19 protein-coding genes are annotated in these 17904 nt (G+C 45.0%); all 19 read left to right on the top strand.

What is annotated here, in order from left to right:
* The first annotated feature begins 45 nt into the window (after window positions 1-45).
* Window positions 46-603, top strand: coding sequence for a sigma-70 family RNA polymerase sigma factor (locus tag ACOJQI_RS12305; RefSeq protein ID WP_421378171.1), 558 nt, complete (start codon window positions 46-48; stop codon window positions 601-603).
* Entirely contained in the window at window positions 593-2131 is a 1539-nt protein-coding gene (locus tag ACOJQI_RS12300) for a hypothetical protein (RefSeq protein WP_421378169.1), read from the top strand. The genes ACOJQI_RS12305 and ACOJQI_RS12300 overlap by 11 nt, the downstream gene beginning before the upstream one ends.
* A gap of 51 nt (window positions 2132-2182) precedes the next feature.
* The gene (locus ACOJQI_RS12295; protein WP_421378167.1) at window positions 2183-2545 is read left to right on the top strand and encodes a hypothetical protein; all 363 of its coding nucleotides are present in this window, start codon (window positions 2183-2185) and stop codon (window positions 2543-2545) included.
* Window positions 2546-2558: 13 nt separating this feature from the next.
* Entirely contained in the window at window positions 2559-2741 is a 183-nt protein-coding gene (locus ACOJQI_RS12290) for a hypothetical protein (RefSeq protein ID WP_421378165.1), read from the top strand.
* A 26-nt stretch (window positions 2742-2767) separates the two neighbouring features.
* Entirely contained in the window at window positions 2768-2890 is a 123-nt protein-coding gene (locus ACOJQI_RS12285; protein ID WP_421378163.1) for a hypothetical protein, read from the top strand.
* 141 nt (window positions 2891-3031) lie between these two features.
* Window positions 3032-3544 carry an RND transporter gene (locus ACOJQI_RS12280; protein ID WP_421378161.1) on the top strand — a complete coding sequence of 171 codons (513 nt, stop codon included), beginning with the start codon at window positions 3032-3034 and terminating at the stop codon, window positions 3542-3544.
* Between the two features lie 58 nt (window positions 3545-3602).
* Window positions 3603-3893 carry a hypothetical protein gene (locus tag ACOJQI_RS12275; protein ID WP_421378159.1) on the top strand — a complete coding sequence of 97 codons (291 nt, stop codon included), beginning with the start codon at window positions 3603-3605 and terminating at the stop codon, window positions 3891-3893.
* 292 nt (window positions 3894-4185) lie between these two features.
* Window positions 4186-4542 carry a DUF6054 family protein gene (locus ACOJQI_RS12270; RefSeq protein WP_421378157.1) on the top strand — a complete coding sequence of 119 codons (357 nt, stop codon included), beginning with the start codon at window positions 4186-4188 and terminating at the stop codon, window positions 4540-4542.
* 27 nt (window positions 4543-4569) lie between these two features.
* Window positions 4570-5064, top strand: coding sequence for a hypothetical protein (locus ACOJQI_RS12265; RefSeq protein ID WP_421378155.1), 495 nt, complete (start codon window positions 4570-4572; stop codon window positions 5062-5064).
* A 16-nt stretch (window positions 5065-5080) separates the two neighbouring features.
* Entirely contained in the window at window positions 5081-5734 is a 654-nt protein-coding gene (locus ACOJQI_RS12260) for a hypothetical protein (RefSeq protein ID WP_421378153.1), read from the top strand.
* Between the two features lie 148 nt (window positions 5735-5882).
* Entirely contained in the window at window positions 5883-6893 is a 1011-nt protein-coding gene (locus ACOJQI_RS12255; RefSeq protein WP_421378151.1) for a DUF3231 family protein, read from the top strand.
* A 5-nt stretch (window positions 6894-6898) separates the two neighbouring features.
* A complete protein-coding gene (locus tag ACOJQI_RS12250) occupies window positions 6899-7375 on the top strand; it encodes a hypothetical protein (protein WP_421378149.1) in 477 nt (158 codons plus the stop codon).
* Between the two features lie 170 nt (window positions 7376-7545).
* On the top strand, window positions 7546-8313 hold the full coding sequence (locus ACOJQI_RS12245) for a 3-hydroxyacyl-CoA dehydrogenase (RefSeq protein WP_421378147.1): 768 nt from the start codon (window positions 7546-7548) through the stop codon (window positions 8311-8313).
* A gap of 718 nt (window positions 8314-9031) precedes the next feature.
* Window positions 9032-11080 (top strand): sigma 54-interacting transcriptional regulator, encoded by a 2049-nt coding sequence (locus tag ACOJQI_RS12240; RefSeq protein ID WP_421378145.1) that lies wholly within the window; start codon window positions 9032-9034, stop codon window positions 11078-11080.
* Between the two features lie 184 nt (window positions 11081-11264).
* On the top strand, window positions 11265-12788 hold the full coding sequence (locus tag ACOJQI_RS12235) for a class I adenylate-forming enzyme family protein (RefSeq protein ID WP_421378143.1): 1524 nt from the start codon (window positions 11265-11267) through the stop codon (window positions 12786-12788).
* Between the two features lie 22 nt (window positions 12789-12810).
* A complete protein-coding gene (locus tag ACOJQI_RS12230) occupies window positions 12811-13956 on the top strand; it encodes an acyl-CoA dehydrogenase family protein (protein WP_421378141.1) in 1146 nt (381 codons plus the stop codon).
* 16 nt (window positions 13957-13972) lie between these two features.
* Entirely contained in the window at window positions 13973-15127 is a 1155-nt protein-coding gene (locus ACOJQI_RS12225) for a thiolase family protein (RefSeq protein ID WP_421378138.1), read from the top strand.
* 61 nt (window positions 15128-15188) lie between these two features.
* Window positions 15189-16760, top strand: a complete 1572-nt coding sequence (locus tag ACOJQI_RS12220) for a fatty acid--CoA ligase (RefSeq protein WP_421378136.1) — start codon at window positions 15189-15191, stop codon at window positions 16758-16760.
* 18 nt (window positions 16761-16778) lie between these two features.
* On the top strand, window positions 16779-17825 hold the full coding sequence (locus tag ACOJQI_RS12215; protein WP_421378134.1) for a CaiB/BaiF CoA transferase family protein: 1047 nt from the start codon (window positions 16779-16781) through the stop codon (window positions 17823-17825).
* Window positions 17826-17904 lie beyond the last annotated feature (79 nt).

The following is a 17904-nucleotide window of genomic DNA, read 5'->3' as shown; positions in this document are numbered from 1 at the left end:
GTAACCATTCTTGCTTGGTGTCGTCTAAAGGGTGAGAGGATGTAAATGATGTTAGAAGATAAGAGGTCGGTTATGGAACATAATGATTTTACAAAAGAAGAAACAGTGGAATGGTTGATGAATGAGTACGGCAGGAAGGTTGTCAGGCTTGCTTATACATACTTGAAACAAGAAGAGATGGCGGAGGATGTGGCGCAGGAGGTTTTCATCAAATGCTATCAAAAGCTGGATACGTTCAGGCATGACTCGTCATACCAGACTTGGATCTACACGATAACGGTGAATCTTTGCAAAGATAAATTAAAAAGCTGGAGCTTTCGGAATCTGATAGTCAGTGACTTTTTTTCTGCCAAAACAATCAGCCATCGGACTCCGGAAACCAGTGTAATAAACCGGGAAGCCAAAAGAGAACTTTCCGAGAGTGTGCTGCAGCTTCCTGTAAAATACCGCGAAATCGTGATTCTGTTTTATTATGAGGATCTGAGCTACAACGAAATCTCGGAATTATTGGGAATAAGCAAACAATCGATAAAGACAAGGCTTCATAGGGGCAGGAACCTTTTAAAAAAGAAGTTAAAAGGAGGGGTGAGCAATGACGGATAGGTTGAAAAACTTGAAAGAAGACATGGATGACACGGTTCTTAAGGATCTGGATTTCGGTGAGAGACATAAAGCAGCAGTCAGAAGAAGTTTCATGGAGAAACAAGAGAAATCACAAAAGACAAGTCCTTTTCGCATAGGAATGATCTTAAGTCTTTGCTTTACCACTCTTTTTATGGGATTTGCCGGCTACTTTGTCATAAATAATTTACAGTTGGCTGAACAGGAGAACCTTTCAAGCGAAGAATTAAAAGAGCAGGTCCCGGTTCCTTCTCCCGAACGTGAAGAGAGTTATGCAGATATGACAAAAGAAGATGTACTGCACAAAATTTTTAACTCAGTGGATTATTTTGACACAGCATCCGGTCAATTCGAAAATTATTACCGATACCGTGATGGTACGTCCACCAAGTGGACCGTTGAGTACAAGATCAGTAATAACAACGTAATAGGCGGTTATGAGAAAGTGATCAATTATCCCGATCCTGAGAACCCCAACAGTAAAAAAACAATCAGTGAAACCTATTACAATCAAAATAGAATCTGGAATCTGAGACTCGATGAATATGATTATTCCACCCAGGAGTATGAACAGGAACCGAAGAAACAACCGGTGAATCCCGATGATATTCTTAAAATGGATCCCGATAAAATCTATGATTATGAATCAAAAGGAATGTACAGGGAAAGTCTGCCAATGATGTCAGCCCACTCCTCTCTTTTCGGCTATAAATTTGCAGCGAAATATCTAAGAGAAGAAAACGAGTGGTCAATCGAAAAGCAGAATGAAGATCTGTTGGGACATAACACTCTGGTGATTTCCGGGACTTTGGACGAAAGCCTTGTTAATATTCAGCAGCCTGATGAAAAGGATTTCCGCATATGGGTTGATAAAGACACCGGTATTATCCTGAAAAGAGAGGTATATGACGAGGAAGGGGGTTTGGTGAGCTACCTTCATCCATCAAGCTTGGAGATTAACAAAACCTTTGATGAAGAGGAGTTTGAAGTTGACCTGGAGGGCTATCAAAAGCGTTTGGAAAGGAATCTCTCCCTGGGTGAAAAAGAGAGTGAGCTTCAGGTCATCGAGCATGCCGACACGGGTTCTGAAGAAGTGGAAGAAGTCATGGCCATTCAAAGGGAAACCGTCCCTATGTTCTATGAATTCAATGATTCTAAGATCAAGCCTTTCTCTGCCAGTATCGAAGCGTATCAACAGGACAAACATGCCTATGTAGTTTACAGTTTTGATGCACCCGAAGAAATGGGACCAGAATCAAGCCTGATATATACGAGAGTGTATCCAAGAGACACCTTTCTGAGGAAGACAGGCGACTTCAGCAGACCGCTGGGGGAAGAACTGGATACCTTGAATGTTAATGGGATTCACTGGTCTATCTTTGAAATAAAAGGCACAAATGATGTTTACCTAAAAGGGGAGTCAGGGAACTTTCTGTTTGAAATGGCTACTTATAAAGTTTCTTTCAATGAGATAAAAAAATTGTTAAGTGAATTTCAAAAGCTGAATTAAAAACCCTATTTAAGCCGGAGAACCGCTGTGTTTCTCTGGCTTTTTATGTGAATGGGATTTAGAAGAGCTTTGGTACAGGGCTTTAGGGAGGAAGATAGGAATATAGAGTCCTATAGAGCTTGTTTAAAGGACTATAAAATTAAAAAAGGCAAACTAAAGGCCTTTGGAACGGAGTTAAAGGACTTTACGGAGGAAGACAGGAAATTAAAGTCTTATAAAGTCTCTTTAAAGGACTTTAAAATTAAAAAAAGCAAACTAAAGGTCTTTAAAGTGGTTTTAAAGGATTTTAGTGAGAAAGGTAAGAACTTAAAGTCCTATAGAGTTTTTCTAAAGGACTTTAAAATTGAAAATTCTAACCAAAGGTCTTTAGAAGGGAATGGAACTTTAAAGCGGTTTTCCTCGTCTAACTGTTAAAGGAGAGATGCAAATGAAGCGGCCGCTGTTTTACTTCGGTCTGATGTTGACAGTTATTTTTGGCGGTGGATTCCTTATCCGGCTGATAAGGGACGGGGATTTTTACATAGCGGAATTTGGTGTAGGGGTTCTGGGGCTTCTGTTACTTGTTGTCAGTCTCTTTATCGGTAAGAGCCAAAGTAATGTTTCTGGTTGAATGTTTTTTTATAGGAGTAAGAAGATATGAAAATTGATTCACTTATACCATTTCTCTTGTTGTGGGGCATCCCGGCTGCTCTAATGACGAGGGAATTCTTGAAAATGAGTAAGGATGATAAACAATCTGCCTTAAATGACTTTTTATAATTCAATTTTATTTCTACTATTGGCCTCATTACGTTAGGCACTTTCATCGCACATATCGCGTTCCTCTTTTCCAGCAGCATCTTAAAAAAAGCTGGCCAAGGTGTTGATCCTTATAGGAGGGCTCATTTCGGTGGCTGGTATGTGGAAAAGGAACAAACCCAGAAGCTTACTGCTGCTTGTTGTGTTATCTTTTTTTATTTGGATCATTTAATCCTCTATGAGTCTTCGAATGAAAGAGAGATGAGCATGAATCACAAAAAGAATTTACAAAAATTTAATTGGATTGTTTTTGGATTACTAATCATTATTTCTTTGTTTGTCATTTCTGAAGCCTTTGAGGAGTTGAAACAACTAGCGGAATCAGATCAGGCGGATTCTGCACAATCACGGCGTGCATTTCGTTGGGATTCAGCACATACCACATTTGGACTGGTGCTGCTTTTCTTTACTGTATTGCTCACCATAGGCTGGAAGAGGTTATTTCCGTTTAATGTGCCTATCGCCATCATCCTGTATGGATTTTACTATGAATTATTCTTTATGACCTACACAGTCGGCTGGGTCGGTCTAATTGGCACACTTGGGTTAGCAATATGTGGAGTGACCGGTATTCTTCTGATCATTTCATACGCGCTTTACCTGTTTTTCAGATGAATCTTAGCAAGAGAAATTATACCCTGACTTAAAGGATAAAAGGGGGGGACTAGCAACAATGCTTGAAAAATTTAGTAAACCATCAGCGATATTAAGTATCGTTTGCGCGTTAACGTTATTCCTTTCCTACGAGCTGGCTCCAGAAAAGCCGGAAGGATGGATCGTCATTATTTTGCAGCTCTTATTTTTCACTTCGCTCATTACGGGAGTAATCAGTCTGGTGCTCTCCTTTTTGGCTCATCGTAATAAAGAAAAAGGTTTCCTGAAAAATGTAGCTCCTACTATTCTAGTAGTGATACTCGCTGTTTTCGCTTTAGCCTTTATAGGGATTATCGTGAGTTTTATTTAACTGGATGGCCTGTGGAGTCAGGGAATGCACCAATTTTGAAGGTTGGGATTCAGGTTTTGGATTATTTCTTAGAGTAATGAACCAATTTTTCAATTCCGGCCAAACATTTTGGTCTCTTCCGCGGATAAATAGTCCAATATTAGAGATCCAGATTTAAATTTTGGTTCAATACCATAAAGAATACACCAATTTTACAGGTCCACCAAAAGAATTTGGTTCATTCCTTGAATGATTCCGCCATTTTTTCATAGTTAAGAAGTTATAATAAAAAAGAAACAAAGGATGAGTACCGATGCGCAGTTATTTAGAGTTCACCGTAGATTTAGAACCTGTGGATGCCGTTGCTTTACTCTTGAAAGATGCTGAGATGAAAGAAGCACTGGTTTTTCAGGATTACAAAGTTTCTACCGGGGCCGACCCTGAACAAGCCATCGCGGTCCTGGTTTTGGAGAAATATTTTTTTAGAAACAACAGTACGGCCACTCTGACGATCACAGTCAGTAATTTCGAAGGAGTGACCACTTTAAAGTGTATTTCCACCGGAAATGGTACAGGTCTTATTGATATTGGATTATGGGCGGGAAGGAGTTTCATCAAGCCGGTCCGTAAAATATTGGCTCCTCATATTCTTGAAATAATAGATGAGTAAATTGATCTTGAGAAGGAGAAAACCAGGATGTTTGGTTTCGTTAGCAGAGATAAATTAGTAAAAGATGATTTGAGAGGCATTGCCCAATTGATGTATCAGGATGTTTCAAAGGATGAGTGGGATCAAGAGAACCTGACTAAAGCAAATTTGGACTTTAGTTTGGAAAGTGTCCGCGTGATTGACAGGTATGCAAAGAAAAGATTGATGAATGCAGAATATGACTCTGACTTACTACATAACCATTTTGATAACTTTGTTAACCGTCTGGGCGCTTATATCGGTGAAGTGGTCAGAAGGCAGATCAGTCAGGATTACAACTGGTATGAAGCTGTTTCTGTATACAAGTATTCTGATAATGTTGACAAGGAGTCTCTTGATAAAAAGTTCCCTGCCGTCCTTTACTCCAAAAAGAAAGACAAAGTGATCTCTCCCTTGAAGGTGGTTTCCGAGTTTCTGAGAGGAAGCTCACCATATCCAAATCTGCTTCGTTATGCAGAAGAGATGATCAAGGGACATTCATGAGGAGGAGGGAGACCAAATGATAAAGAACAAAAAAGCAGTCATTGCTTCCGCCATTCTACTATGTATTTGCATGAGTTTATTTTTCCCGTACCCTGACTATGAATTATTGAACGCACGTTCCACCTTCATGTCATTTCCTATTCGTACCTTTGAGGGGGTTAACCTGCTTGCCATCTCGGGGAGCATTCTGTTTGTCATCGCCATCGGTCTGCTTGTTATGGGATTGAAAAAATACCGGCTTCGAACCATTATCATTATTTTTCTAGTATATGCACTCCTGCCGAATTTCTTGGTCACCATTTATCAGGAGACATTGGCGGACGGAATTGCGGCCATTTCCTATGATGGCAATGGAGAGTGCAATTTTGAAGAAGAGAGTGAAGATTTCATTAGGGGCGGATGCAGTCTCGTTCTCAAGAACCACAGCAATGAAGCGGTGTCCTTTCAGCTGGAGTTTCTGGATGAATACTTTTCGAAAGACCAAATTCGTATGCAGTCTCTCTTGAATGAAAATGGCCCGCATACAATTACAATAGAAGGAAATCAATCAAAACCCATTGACCTGATGGAATTGATTAAAGTTTCCGGCATCAGGAATCATGTACATAATGGAACATCGAATTACATTCATTTTAAAATAATGGATGGAGAGTCGAGCAGGATACTATAATACGATCAAGAATGATCAGAAGAAGCGTTGATCCGAAGATGGATCGACGTTTTTTTTAGGGTATTTTGAAAAAGGCTATGGTTATCATAAGAATGGAAAAGCCTAGCAGGGTTAAACTATAGGATAGTTTAATGCAGGAGGTAAGCAGATGGACATCTCTAAACGAAAAATTAAAATCAGTTCCTCTGAGCACGGAATCTTATGGTCTCAGTATATCAATGACACGCTTTCAATATGTGTCCTGAAATACTTTTTGAAAGATGCCAAAGAGGAACAAACGATAGCGGTGCTTCAGGAAGCCTTGCAGCTCGCTGAGGAACACATTGTAAAACTCAAGAAATTCTTCTCGGATGAGAACCTCCCCACACCAATCGGGTTTACAGAAGAGGATGTGAATATGGATGCGCCAACCTTGTACAGCGATGTCTATAAGATTCTCTACATGCATATTATGGCGCTTCATGGTCTGACACGTTATGCGGGAGCAGTCAGCAGCTGTCTTCGGGCGGACTATATACAGTATTACAGCGAGTGTACAAAAGAAACCCTGGATTTGTATGCTAAAGCAAGTAAAGTAGTGGTTGATCTAGGCATCATTACGAGACCGCCTATCTTTCATAATAAACAAAAGGTTGAATTTGTGAATAAACAATCGTACATGGCGGGCTGGTTCACCAATAAAAGACCCATCAATGCCTTAGAAATCAGCGGGGCGTATCTTAATCTGCAAAAAACAATGGCGAAAATGGTCCTTGAACTCGGATTCAGCCAAGTCGCCAAATCAAAGAAGGTCCGTGAGTACATGGAAAGGGGCAGGAAACTGTGTCATAAACAGTTTAACCGGCTCTCCGAAATGCTGGAAGAAGACAGCTTGCATGTCCCGAGGCGGTTCGAGTCAGAAGTGACGGATTCCACAGTGTCCCCCTTCTCGGACAAACTCATGATGTATCATATTACCACTCTTTTGTCTTCGGCCGTTGGGTATTATGGAGAAGCGCTGTCTTTGTGCCAAAGAAGGGACATGTCTGCTGCCTATATGAAACTGATCCTTGAAATCGGTATTTTCGCTGAGGACGGCGTAAATATCATGATTGATAACGGCTGGCTGGAACAGCCGCCGATGGCTACTGATCATGAACACTTGCAGAAGAACAAGTGAGTGGAATGATGAGAAAGAAAGAAGATCCTTTTGAATGCATCTTATTAAATATTGCCCTTCCAGGAACCTGTCAGATTCTTAATGGCAATTACATAAAAGGAATTTTGCTTCTATTTCTGGCTGGAACCATTAATATGAAATCGAATCTTAATCAAATGATCTTTCTTCTTTTTAATGGAGAAACAGCTAAAATTCAATCTGCCGCTGACCTGAACTGGCTCATGTTTTACCCATGTGTTTACTTTTTTGCGCTCTGGGATGCATTCAAGGATGCAGGAGGTGGAAGGACGCCTTATTCCTATCTTCCCTGTGTTTTTCCAGTCTATTTTACTACAGTGGGGATCATTTTTTCGGACAAATTTAATCTGTTGGGCATCCCGGGAATCGTGTGGGGTCCGGTCATTTGTTTTGTACCGGGTCTCCTATTGGGTCTGGCTGCAAAGGTGATGCTGGTTAAACGATTACAGGTGTCGTCAGGTTAGAGTTAGGTAGTAGTTAAGGTACTTATTTTACTGTGTCTTTGACTGTCCAGGGTGTCTATTTTTTGGACAGCGTGGCAAAGGTTGACCCTTTAATGACAGGGCTGGCCCTTTGGCATGCTTCTTGCATGTCTGAAGAGGGAAAAGGTCTTTTTTTAAAGGAGAGGATACCTATGGATTTGAATAAAACCATTGCTGTTGTGACGGGGGGAGCTTCCGGTTTAGGAGAAGCGACAGTAAGGGAAATCATCGGGCAGGGCGGTAAAGCGGTGATTGTGGATCTGGCTGCTGAAAGAGGACAAGCGCTGGCAGAAGAATTAGGGGGAAATGCTTTTTATGTTAAGACGGATGTCACGAATGAAGTTGAAGTAGCGAGCGCCATTGATAAGGCTGTCGGGAAATACGGGTCGATCAACACAGTCGTCAATTGCGCAGGTATCGGGATTGCCTCGAAAGTTTTATCAAGGAAAGGAGTTCATTCCCTTGATAGGTTTTCAAAGGTCATCTCCATCAATCTGATCGGTACTTTCAATGTCATCCGCCTCGCCTCGGAAAAAATGATAGAGAACGAGCCAAACGACCAGGGAGAACGGGGTGTCATCATCAACACGGCTTCCGTTGCGGCGTTTGAAGGACAGATCGGGCAGGCAGCCTACAGTGCATCCAAGGGTGGAGTAGTGGGAATGACGCTGCCGATCGCAAGGGAACTCGCTTCTTATGGTATACGTGTCATGACGATCGCACCGGGCCTCTTCCATACGCCGATGTTTGAAGCCCTGCCTCAGGAAGCGATCGATTCTCTCGGGAAATCAGTACCGTTTCCACAAAGGCTCGGACGTCCTGATGAATATGCACACCTGGTAAGAAGCATCATCACCAATCCGATGTTGAACGGAGAAACGATCCGCCTGGATGGCGGTATCCGGATGCAGCCGAAATAAGGTGGCGGCTGGAGGGTTCCCGGAGTAAGGGAGAAGAGCCTCAAGGACATTAAGTTGTCCAATAGGGGGCAAAAGTGTCTTGAAGAAGAATTTCAAGGACACCAAGCAACTAAAAGGAATCAGAATATGTCTTGAGCTTGAGTTTCAAGGACATCAAGCGACTAAAAGGAATCAGAATATGTCTTAATGACGAGTTTCAAGGGCATCAGGCAACTAAAATGAATCAGAATATGTCTTAAGAACAAGTTTCAAAGGCATCAAGTGATTAAAAGTGAAGCGAAATTGTCTTGAGCAATAGTTCAGGGACATAAAGGGTTAGAAGTCATATGTACCCTAGTTACCGTTTTGTAATAACATCAAGTTACTTCGGGCCTCTAGAAGTTCTCTAGAGGCCTTTTAGCATTAGTAAGTTCATGCTTAGGGCCTTTAAGAGCACTTTAGATGCCTCTTTGCTTCAACCCCAAAGGCTAATAGTACTCTAAAAGCCTTTTAGATGCCTTTTGCTATTACCTTTCACAAGCATCGGGCTTCTACAAGAGCTCTAGACGCCTTTAACTTACAATCCAACTCCCTAAAGGTCTCTAAAACCCTCCCAAACGCTTTTCAACATCCCTCCAGCCCCAAATTTATCAAAACCTTTTGTCCCATTCCCGCCAAACCTTTATAATGAAGAAAACAGATTGAATTTTCAGACGATAAACATCCAAGGGGGTAAGTGATGTTTGAGTTCAGTGAAATCATTACGCGGGTTGATTATGTGATTACCGAGGAGACGACCTTCAAGGAAGCGGTAGAAATCATAAAGGAGAAGAAATGGAACCTGCTTCCGGTCACAGACGAGAACCGAAAAATCAAAGGGTTATTCACACGAAGCGGTTTGCATCAGATGATTCTTGACAAGAAGCCGTTGGACACACCGATCAAAGCATACATAAAAACAGAACCAAAGACGCTCAGGGTCGATACGCCCTATGAGCAGCTGCAAGAGATCGTGAAGACAAGCAAAGCAGGAACGGGTGTTGTACTCGATGAAGAGGATAAAGTGATTGGGCTGCTGACCAAGACCGAAATGGTGATGGCTTTATTGAAGTCGGCGAACACGTTGAAAGATCAGATGGAAACAATCCTCAAGCATTCAGCCATCGGGGTGTTGATGACTGAGGCGGATACAAAAATCATTTACACAAACGATGCATTCACCAAAATAACCGGCCATCCAATGGCATCGGTTCGTGTACGATATTTCAATCATATTTTTCCAAACATTCCTATTGATCACCATGGGCACCGGCATGATGAGGGCTATAAAGCCATCCTCCACATTTCCACTTATGAAACCGTCAATCGGAAGGAAGGCAAGATTGTGCTGTTTCAGGATATTTCGCAGATAGAAAAAATGGCGGAGGAACTGGAGACAGTGAAAAAGCTCAAATTAACGATCGAGACAACACTGGATCATGCGTATGATGGAATTTTGATGACGGATGAAAGCAATAAGATCACGATGGTGAGTCCGCCGCTGCTGGAGCTGTTTGATCTTGAAAAAAAAGGAGTCCTGAATCGGGATGTGGATCAAATACTGCCGCAGCTGAAGCTGAAACATGTATTCACCACGGAAACTGCCGAGATCAGTGATTTTCATGAACAGAACGGTATCAGATACATCGTTCACCGCATTCCAATCAAAAAAGACGGAAAGGTGATAGGGGCCATCGGGAAGGTGATGTTCCGCCAGTTGAATGAAGTAAGCGAGTTGTTCAAACGCCTTCAGAAAGCGGAAAGCAAGGCAAGCTTCTATCATCAGGAGCTTCAAAAATCTGAATCAGCGAGGTTTACCTGGGACCATATTCACAGTGAGTATCCTTCCATGGAAAAACTAAAGAAGAGTGCGGCGAAAGCAGCGAAAGGCAGATCGACTGTATTGATCAGAGGAGAAAGCGGGACAGGGAAGGAGTTATTCGCACATGCCATCCATAACAGCAGCGGGAGAAGTGATGGAAAATTCGTCATTGTGAATTGTGCCGCCATTCCTGAAGACTTGCTTGAAGCCGAATTTTTTGGGTATGAAGAGGGCGCTTTTACCGGTGCGAAACGGAGAGGGAAGGTCGGGAAATTCGACCTCGCCAATGGCGGGACCTTATTCCTGGACGAAATCGGTGACATGTCGATTGCCCTTCAGGCAAAGCTGCTCCGGGTCCTTCAGGAGAGGGAATTTTACCGCGTTGGCGGAAATGAAAGGATCAAAGTCGATGTCAGGATTATCGGGGCAACGAACCGCAACCTTGAAGAAATGGTGAGAGAGGGCGACTTTCGGGAAGATCTCTACTACAGGCTGAATGTCATTTCATTGAACATTCCTCCATTGCGGGAACGCGTTTATGATGTAGAGTTTCTGACGGGGAAATTAATGGCCGAACTGAATTCCATGCTCGGGACCAGCGTCACCGGTATTTCAGACAAGGCCCAAAATGCCCTGCTTCACTATGATTGGCCGGGCAATGTGCGGGAACTTCGAAATGTCCTCGAACGGGCGATGACGTTTGCGGAGTATGGGAAGATCCAGGAGGAGGACCTGCCGGATTATCTCCTTTCGCAGCTCTCCAATCCGCGGTCACCGGCCATCAGTCTTTCAGAGGATGCCGAGTTAAATGCCATCAAGAAAGCTTTGAACCAGACCGGCGGCAACAAAACCCATGCGGCCAGGCTGCTGGGGATCAGCCGTTCAGGACTCTATGAAAAACTGAAAAAATATGAGCTGTCGGTTTGAAAACGGGGTAGCTGTAATATACTGTATTGTCCAGGGAAGGTGTCCAAAAATCGGACACCTTTTCTTTTTATTTCGCTCCTTTCCCTCTAAATATAGCCCCTCATAAGATTTCTGAAAGTTGGCACAATTATTGCATGTAAGTAGATGAAGGATATAATACCGTTCAATAGGGGGAGGATCTGAGATGGATATTGGTTCGTATCTTGAACAGAATGCAAGGAAGCATGGAGATAAGCTTGCCATTGAGTGTGACGGAAGAACCTATACTTATAAGCAATTTAATGAAGAAGTGAACAGGCTTGCGCACGGACTTCTGCAACTAGGGATCAAAAAGGGAGAAAAGCTGGCGTTGATGATGAAGAATTCAGACCGATTTGTCATGACCTTTTTTGCAGGGACAAAGATCGGAGCGGTCATGGTGCCGGTGAATTTCCGCCTTACAGCAAGCGAAGTGAACTATATACTCGCACAGTCCGGAACGAGGACCGTTTTTTGCGATGAGGAATTCGAGAGTGTAATCTCTGATGCAAAGGAAGGAACGGAGATAAAAGAAGTCATAGTGGCAGGAAATCCTGAAGCCGAAGAACATTTTGCCTACCAGGAAATGAGGAGTGAGACGACGGGCAATCCTTCTGTACAAGTCAATGAAGAAGACGATCTGGAAATCCTTTATACATCGGGAACCACCGGTCGGCCGAAAGGGGCTTTGTTCGACCACAGGAGGATCTTCAATGTTGGCTTGACGATGATGGTGGGACTCGGGCTTAACGAGGAAGAACGGTTCCTGCATATTGCTCCATTATTCCATTCCGCACAGCTGAATCTTTTCCTTTTATCAGGAGTGGTATTGGGCGCGACCCATATCATTCATAAAGATTTCCATCCGGTCCGCACTCTTGAAGCGATCCAGCAGCATGGCATCACTACCTTCTTCGGCGTACCCGCCATGTACAATTTCCTCCTTCAGGTGCCGAAAGCAGGGGAATATGATCTTTCCACCATCAAAAGATGCGGCTACGGTGCGGCTCCTATGGCTCCGGAAATTGTCCGAAAAAGCATGAAATTGTTTCAAACCGATCAGTTCTATAATTTGTGCGGGCTGACGGAAGCCGGTCCTGGAGGGATTCTATTAACTCCAGAAGGGCACAAAAATCATTTGGGGAAAGGCGGCAAAGCCATATTCCTGACAGAAGCAAGAGTCGTCAATGAAGAAGGAAAGGATGTAGAGCCGTTCACTGTCGGGGAGTTCATCATAAAAGGAGAGACCATCATGAAAGAGTATTATCAGAAACCCGAGGAAACATCTCAGGCTCTGAAAGACGGCTGGCTCTATACGGGTGACCTGGCCACCATCGATGGAGAAGGATACATCACCCTTGTCGACCGGAAAAAGGACATGATCATCTCTGGAGGAGAGAACGTCTACTCCATTGAAGTCGAAGAGGTCCTCTATGAACACCCGGATATCATGGAAGCGGCGATCATCGGGCTCCCTGATGAAACATGGGGTGAAGCCGTCAGTGCCGTCATCGTACCAAAAGAGGGATCAGTCATTGATGACCAGGAGATAAGGAGTTTCTGCCGTCAGAAGCTTGCGGGATATAAAGTGCCGAGAAAATTTTTTATTGAAGAAGCCCTGCCAAGGAACGCCTCTGGGAAGATACTGAAATATCAATTGCGCCAGTCCTTGAACAAAGTAAAACAGTGAACAAGTAAAGGAGGAAACAGGAATGAAGCATCTCTATTTATCGGATGACCATGAAATCTTTCGAAAGTCACTCCGTAAGTTTTTGGAAAAGGAAGCCTACCCATTCTATGATCAGTGGGAGGAAGACCGGATGATTCCACGCTCATTCTGGGAAAAGATGGGGGAACAAGGGTATCTCTGCCCGGATATTGATGAACAATTCGGCGGCAGCGGAACGGACTGGGGATTCTCCGTCATCATCAACGAGGAAATCGAGCGGGTGGGCTCTGGCCTTGTAGGTATTGGGCTTCATAATGATATCGTCGTTCCGTACATCACGGCTTACGGAACTGAAAAACAGAAACAGCGCTGGCTCCCGAAATGTGCTACAGGTGAAATCATCACGGCCATAGCGATGACAGAACCCGGGACCGGCTCTGACCTGGCAAATATCAAAACCACCGCCGCACTCAAGGGTGACCGTTATATCTTGAACGGACAGAAAACCTTCATCACCAACGGAATCCATTCCGACCTCGTCATCGTCGCTTGCAAAACCGATCCGAAAGCAAACCCGAAACATAAAGGAGTCAGCCTTCTCGTTGTAGAACGTGACGCTCCCGGTTTTTCAAGAGGAAGGAAGCTGAATAAAGTAGGACTTCACTCACAGGATACGGCGGAACTCATTTTTGAAGATTGCGAGGTTCCGAAAGAGAATTTGCTTGGGGAAGAAGGGAAAGGTTTCTTATATTTGATGGAAAAACTGCAGCAGGAACGCCTCCTGGTGGCGATCGCCGCACAGGTTGCCTCCGAGGTGATGGTGAAGCAGACCATAGAATACGTGAAAAGCCGTGAAGCCTTCGGAAAATCCGTGAGTAAATTCCAAAATACACAATTTAAAATTGCAGAGATGGCGACAGACATTGAAATGGGGCGGTCCTTCCTTGAGCAGCTGATTGCCGAGCACATCGCAGGGGAAGATATCGTGACCAAAGTTTCTATGGCAAAGTGGAAACTGACCGAAAGCGCCCGGAACATTGCAGCGGTTTGTATGCAGCTTCACGGAGGATACGGCTATATGGAAGAGTACGAGATTGCGAGGAGATTCCGCGATATCCCTGTGGCCAGCATCTATGCGGGCACCAATGAAATCATGAAAACAATCATTGCGAAAAACCTAGGTTTATAGAGAGAGGAGAATGACGATGCGCGAAGTGGTAATTGTGGAAGCGTTAAGGACACCAGTGGGAAGAAGGAAAGGTCAGTTAAAGGATATTCGGCCGGATGATCTAGCCGCAATGGTGCTGGAAGAACTGGTGAACAGGGCTGGAATTGAAAGCTCCATCGTGGAAGATGTCATCCTTGGCTGTGTGACCCAGGCAGGCGAGCAGGCTGGTGACATCGCAAGGGTGGCTGCACTGATTGCAGGCTTTCCAATCGAAGTTCCCGGTACAACGATCGATCGTCAGTGCGGTTCAAGCCAGCAGGCGGTCCATTTTGGGGCACAGGCCATCATGGCAGGCGATATGGACGTTGTGATTGCAGGGGGAGTAGAGAATATGACAAGGGTCCCAATGGCCTCGAATTATCAGGATGCAGAGCCCTTCAGCCCCAAGCTGAAAGAGAAACATGAGATCATCCATCAAGGATTGTCCGCTGAGAGGATCGCCGAGAAATATGGATTTACCCGGAAGGAACTTGATGACTATTCGGCCGAGAGCCACCGCCGTGCGTTGGCTGCCCAGAGCGAAGGACGCTTTCAAAAAGAGATCATGCCAGTGGAGGTTACGCTGGAAGACGGCAGCAAGACAAGGATGACCGAAGACTCCGGACCAAGGGAAGGGACGACTGCAGAAGTTTTAGGGAGCTTGAAAACGGTCTTCAAGGAAGACGGAGTCATCCATGCCGGCAACTCCAGCCAGATCAGTGACGGAGCAGGCGCCCTCCTCCTCATGAGCCGGGAAAAAGCGGAAGAGCTCGGATTGAAGCCGCGTTTTAAAATCCTGACAAGGGTGGTGGTCGGATCAGACCCTACATTAATGCTGACAGGGCCGATTCCCGCAACTGAAAAAGCGTTGAAAAAGACTGGTTTGACAATCGATGATATTGATGTTTTTGAAGTGAACGAGGCATTTGCCCCTGTCCCGCTCGCATGGTTAAAAGAAACAAAAGCCGACCCGGCGAAGCTGAATCCGAATGGTGGTGCGATCGCCCTCGGACATCCACTCGGAGCAAGCGGTGCCCGCCTGATGATCACCATGATGCACGAGCTGGAACGAACCGGCGGCCGCTACGGACTGCAGACCATGTGTGAAGGACACGGAATGGCGAACGCAACCATCATAGAGCGGCTGGTCTAAAAAGAAGCTCTTTTTATCAGTAAGGAATTTAAACGAAAAAACTTTTCCAGGAGGTATGAAAATGACCACTACCGTAGGCAGGATTTTTGAACAGTCGGTTATGAAATTCCCAAATAAGGAAGCGCTTTATGATGTCCGCAAAAATCTCCGTTTGACCTACAGCCAATGGAATGATGAAGTAAACCGTGTTGCAAATGCTCTTTTAACAGAGGGGGTTAAAAAGGGTGACAGAGTAACCGCCTTTCTTTTCAACACAGAGGAATTAGGAACTGCCTACTTTGCTTGTGCGAAAATCGGAGCTGTTTTCAATCCGGTCAATTTCCGGTTAATGGGCGAGGAAGTTGCTTTCATCCTGAATGATGCCGAGCCAAAAGTGGTTTTATTTGAAAAGGCAGTGGAACCGGTCATTGCTTCGATTGAAAAGCGATTCCCGCATACCGCTTTCTGGTATATAGACAAAGATATACCTGACTATGCCGTAAGCTATCATGAAAAAGTGCAGTCTGCTGAACCAACCCCAGTCGACATTGAAGTCGATGAAAATGATGTATATGCCATCATGTATACAAGCGGAACAACGGGCAGGCCAAAGGGTGTCCTCCATAAGCACAGGGACATGGCAGAGCAGAGCCTGATTGTCATTGGCGCTACGAAATTGGGGGATAGGGACACCGGGCTTGTGACAGCACCGATGTTTCATTGTGCGGAGCTTCACTGCGCATTTCTCCCGCGTGTGCATGTGGGTGCAAGCAATGTCATCCTTCACCAATTCCAGCCGAAAAAAGTGCTGGAACTGATTGAAACTGAAAAAATCACAAAACTATTTGCCGCGCCAACCATGTGGAATATGCTCCTTCAGGAAAATCTGTCTGATTACAATATTAATAGCCTCGAGGTCGGTCTTTACGGCGGTGCACCAATGGCTCCGGCACTTGTCCATGCCTGCCATGAAAAGCTTGGCATTTCGCTCGTCCAGGCATACGGAATGACTGAAATGGGCCCTGCCATCACTTTCCTCTCCGAAGAAGATCAGCTTTCAAAGGCAGGAGCAGCCGGAAAGGCCTGTCTCAATCATGAAATCAGGATTGTGAAACCAAATGATGATGGCCCGTCAGAACCGGATGACGTCCTGCCCCCTGGCGAAAGCGGGGAGATCATCGTCCAGGGGCCATGCATGATGTCCGGTTATTTCAACCGAGAAGAAGCTTCGGAAAAAGCCTTGTATAAGGGCTGGTACCATTCCGGGGACATCGGGTACATGGATGAAGACGGATTTCTTTGGGTCAAGGACAGGGTCGACGACATGATTGTCAGCGGAGGAGAGAATATTTACCCGCGGGAGGTTGAGGACTTGCTTCACGCACATGAGGGAGTGCTTGACGTTGCAGTTGTGGGACAGCCGGATGACCGCTGGGGTGAAAGCGTTACAGCATTTGTGGTGAAGAAAGACCTTGGCTTGACGGATGACGATCTTGATCAGTGGTGCAAGGACAGCGACAGCCTTGCGAACTACAAACGGCCAAGGAAATATGTTTTCGTTGATGAACTCCCTCGCAATGCAAGCGGTAAAATCCAGAAATTCATGCTCCGCAAGCAAATGGAGGAGATTTTTACAAAAGGGCAGACAACGTAAGGAGGCTGGGAACCGATTATGCTGAACGGCATTACAATCATCGACTTCACGAACTATATACCGGGACCATTTGCCACATTGAGGCTTGCAGAAATGGGAGCGGAAGTCATCAAGGTGGAAGCCCCGGGAGGAGACCCGGCAAGGAATACTGGAAACGGACTCGTCTTCCGTGCCCATAACCGAGGAAAACAAAGCATTGTCATCGATTTGAAACAGGGTGAAGGAAAAAAGGCAGCTCTCAACCTGCTTAGAAAAGCCGATGCTGTCATTGAAAGCTTCCGGCCGGGGGTTATGGAAAAGCTTGGTCTGGGTTATGAAGCGGTAAAGGAAATTAATCCGGACATTGTCTATTGTTCGCTCACCGGCTACGGGAACTCGGGGGAGATGGCGAGTCTCGGAAGCCATGACCTGAACTATATGAGCCTGAGCGGCGCACTTGCCCAGTTCAAGGATGAAACGGGCCGTCCGGTTCATCCCACGCATACCATTGCCGATTATATCGGAGGATTGGCTGCGAGTGAACGGATTCTTGCTGCCCTGCTTTCCAGGTCCCTTAACGGTGAGGGAAGCTGTCATTGCATCTCCATCGCTGACAGTGTCGCCTCCTTCATGGGAACCCATGTCCTCATGGAAAAGGAAACTGGCTTCCCTAATGGTATACCAGTTTTGGCAGGCAAAGTCATTTCCTATGGACTCTATGAAACGAAAGATGGGCGTTATGTGAGCCTGGCAGCCCTCGAACCTAAGTTTTGGCAGAACTTCTGCCGGGCGCTGGACAGAGTGGACTGGGTTCCTGCTCACCACTCTGAAAGACATGAAAGCAATCCAGTTTATCTGGAGCTGGTAAAGGTTTTCAAAACAAAACCACTCTCAGATTGGTCCTCATTTGGTCTGCAGGTTGATTGCTGTCTCACACCGGTCCTTGAAGCAGGGGAACTTCAAGACCATGTCCATTTTAAAGAAAGAAACTTTATCTCGACAGAGGGTCAGGTCAAGATGCATGGTGACCTTGATAATGATTTAGTTCAGTCAGTCTCGGAAAAAATCATTAATACTGAAACGTAAGATGAAACGCGGCTCGTCACTTGATGAGCCGTTTTATGCGGTACAAGAGATTTCGACTGTCGGCAGTGCCTTAGCAAAC

This window comes from Bacillus salacetis (genome assembly GCF_049177075.1).
Lineage (GTDB): Bacteria > Bacillota > Bacilli > Bacillales > Bacillaceae_B > Rossellomorea > Rossellomorea salacetis_A.
The sequence above is the reverse complement of the archived record's forward strand: the minus strand, read 5'-3'. Positions and strand labels throughout refer to the sequence as shown.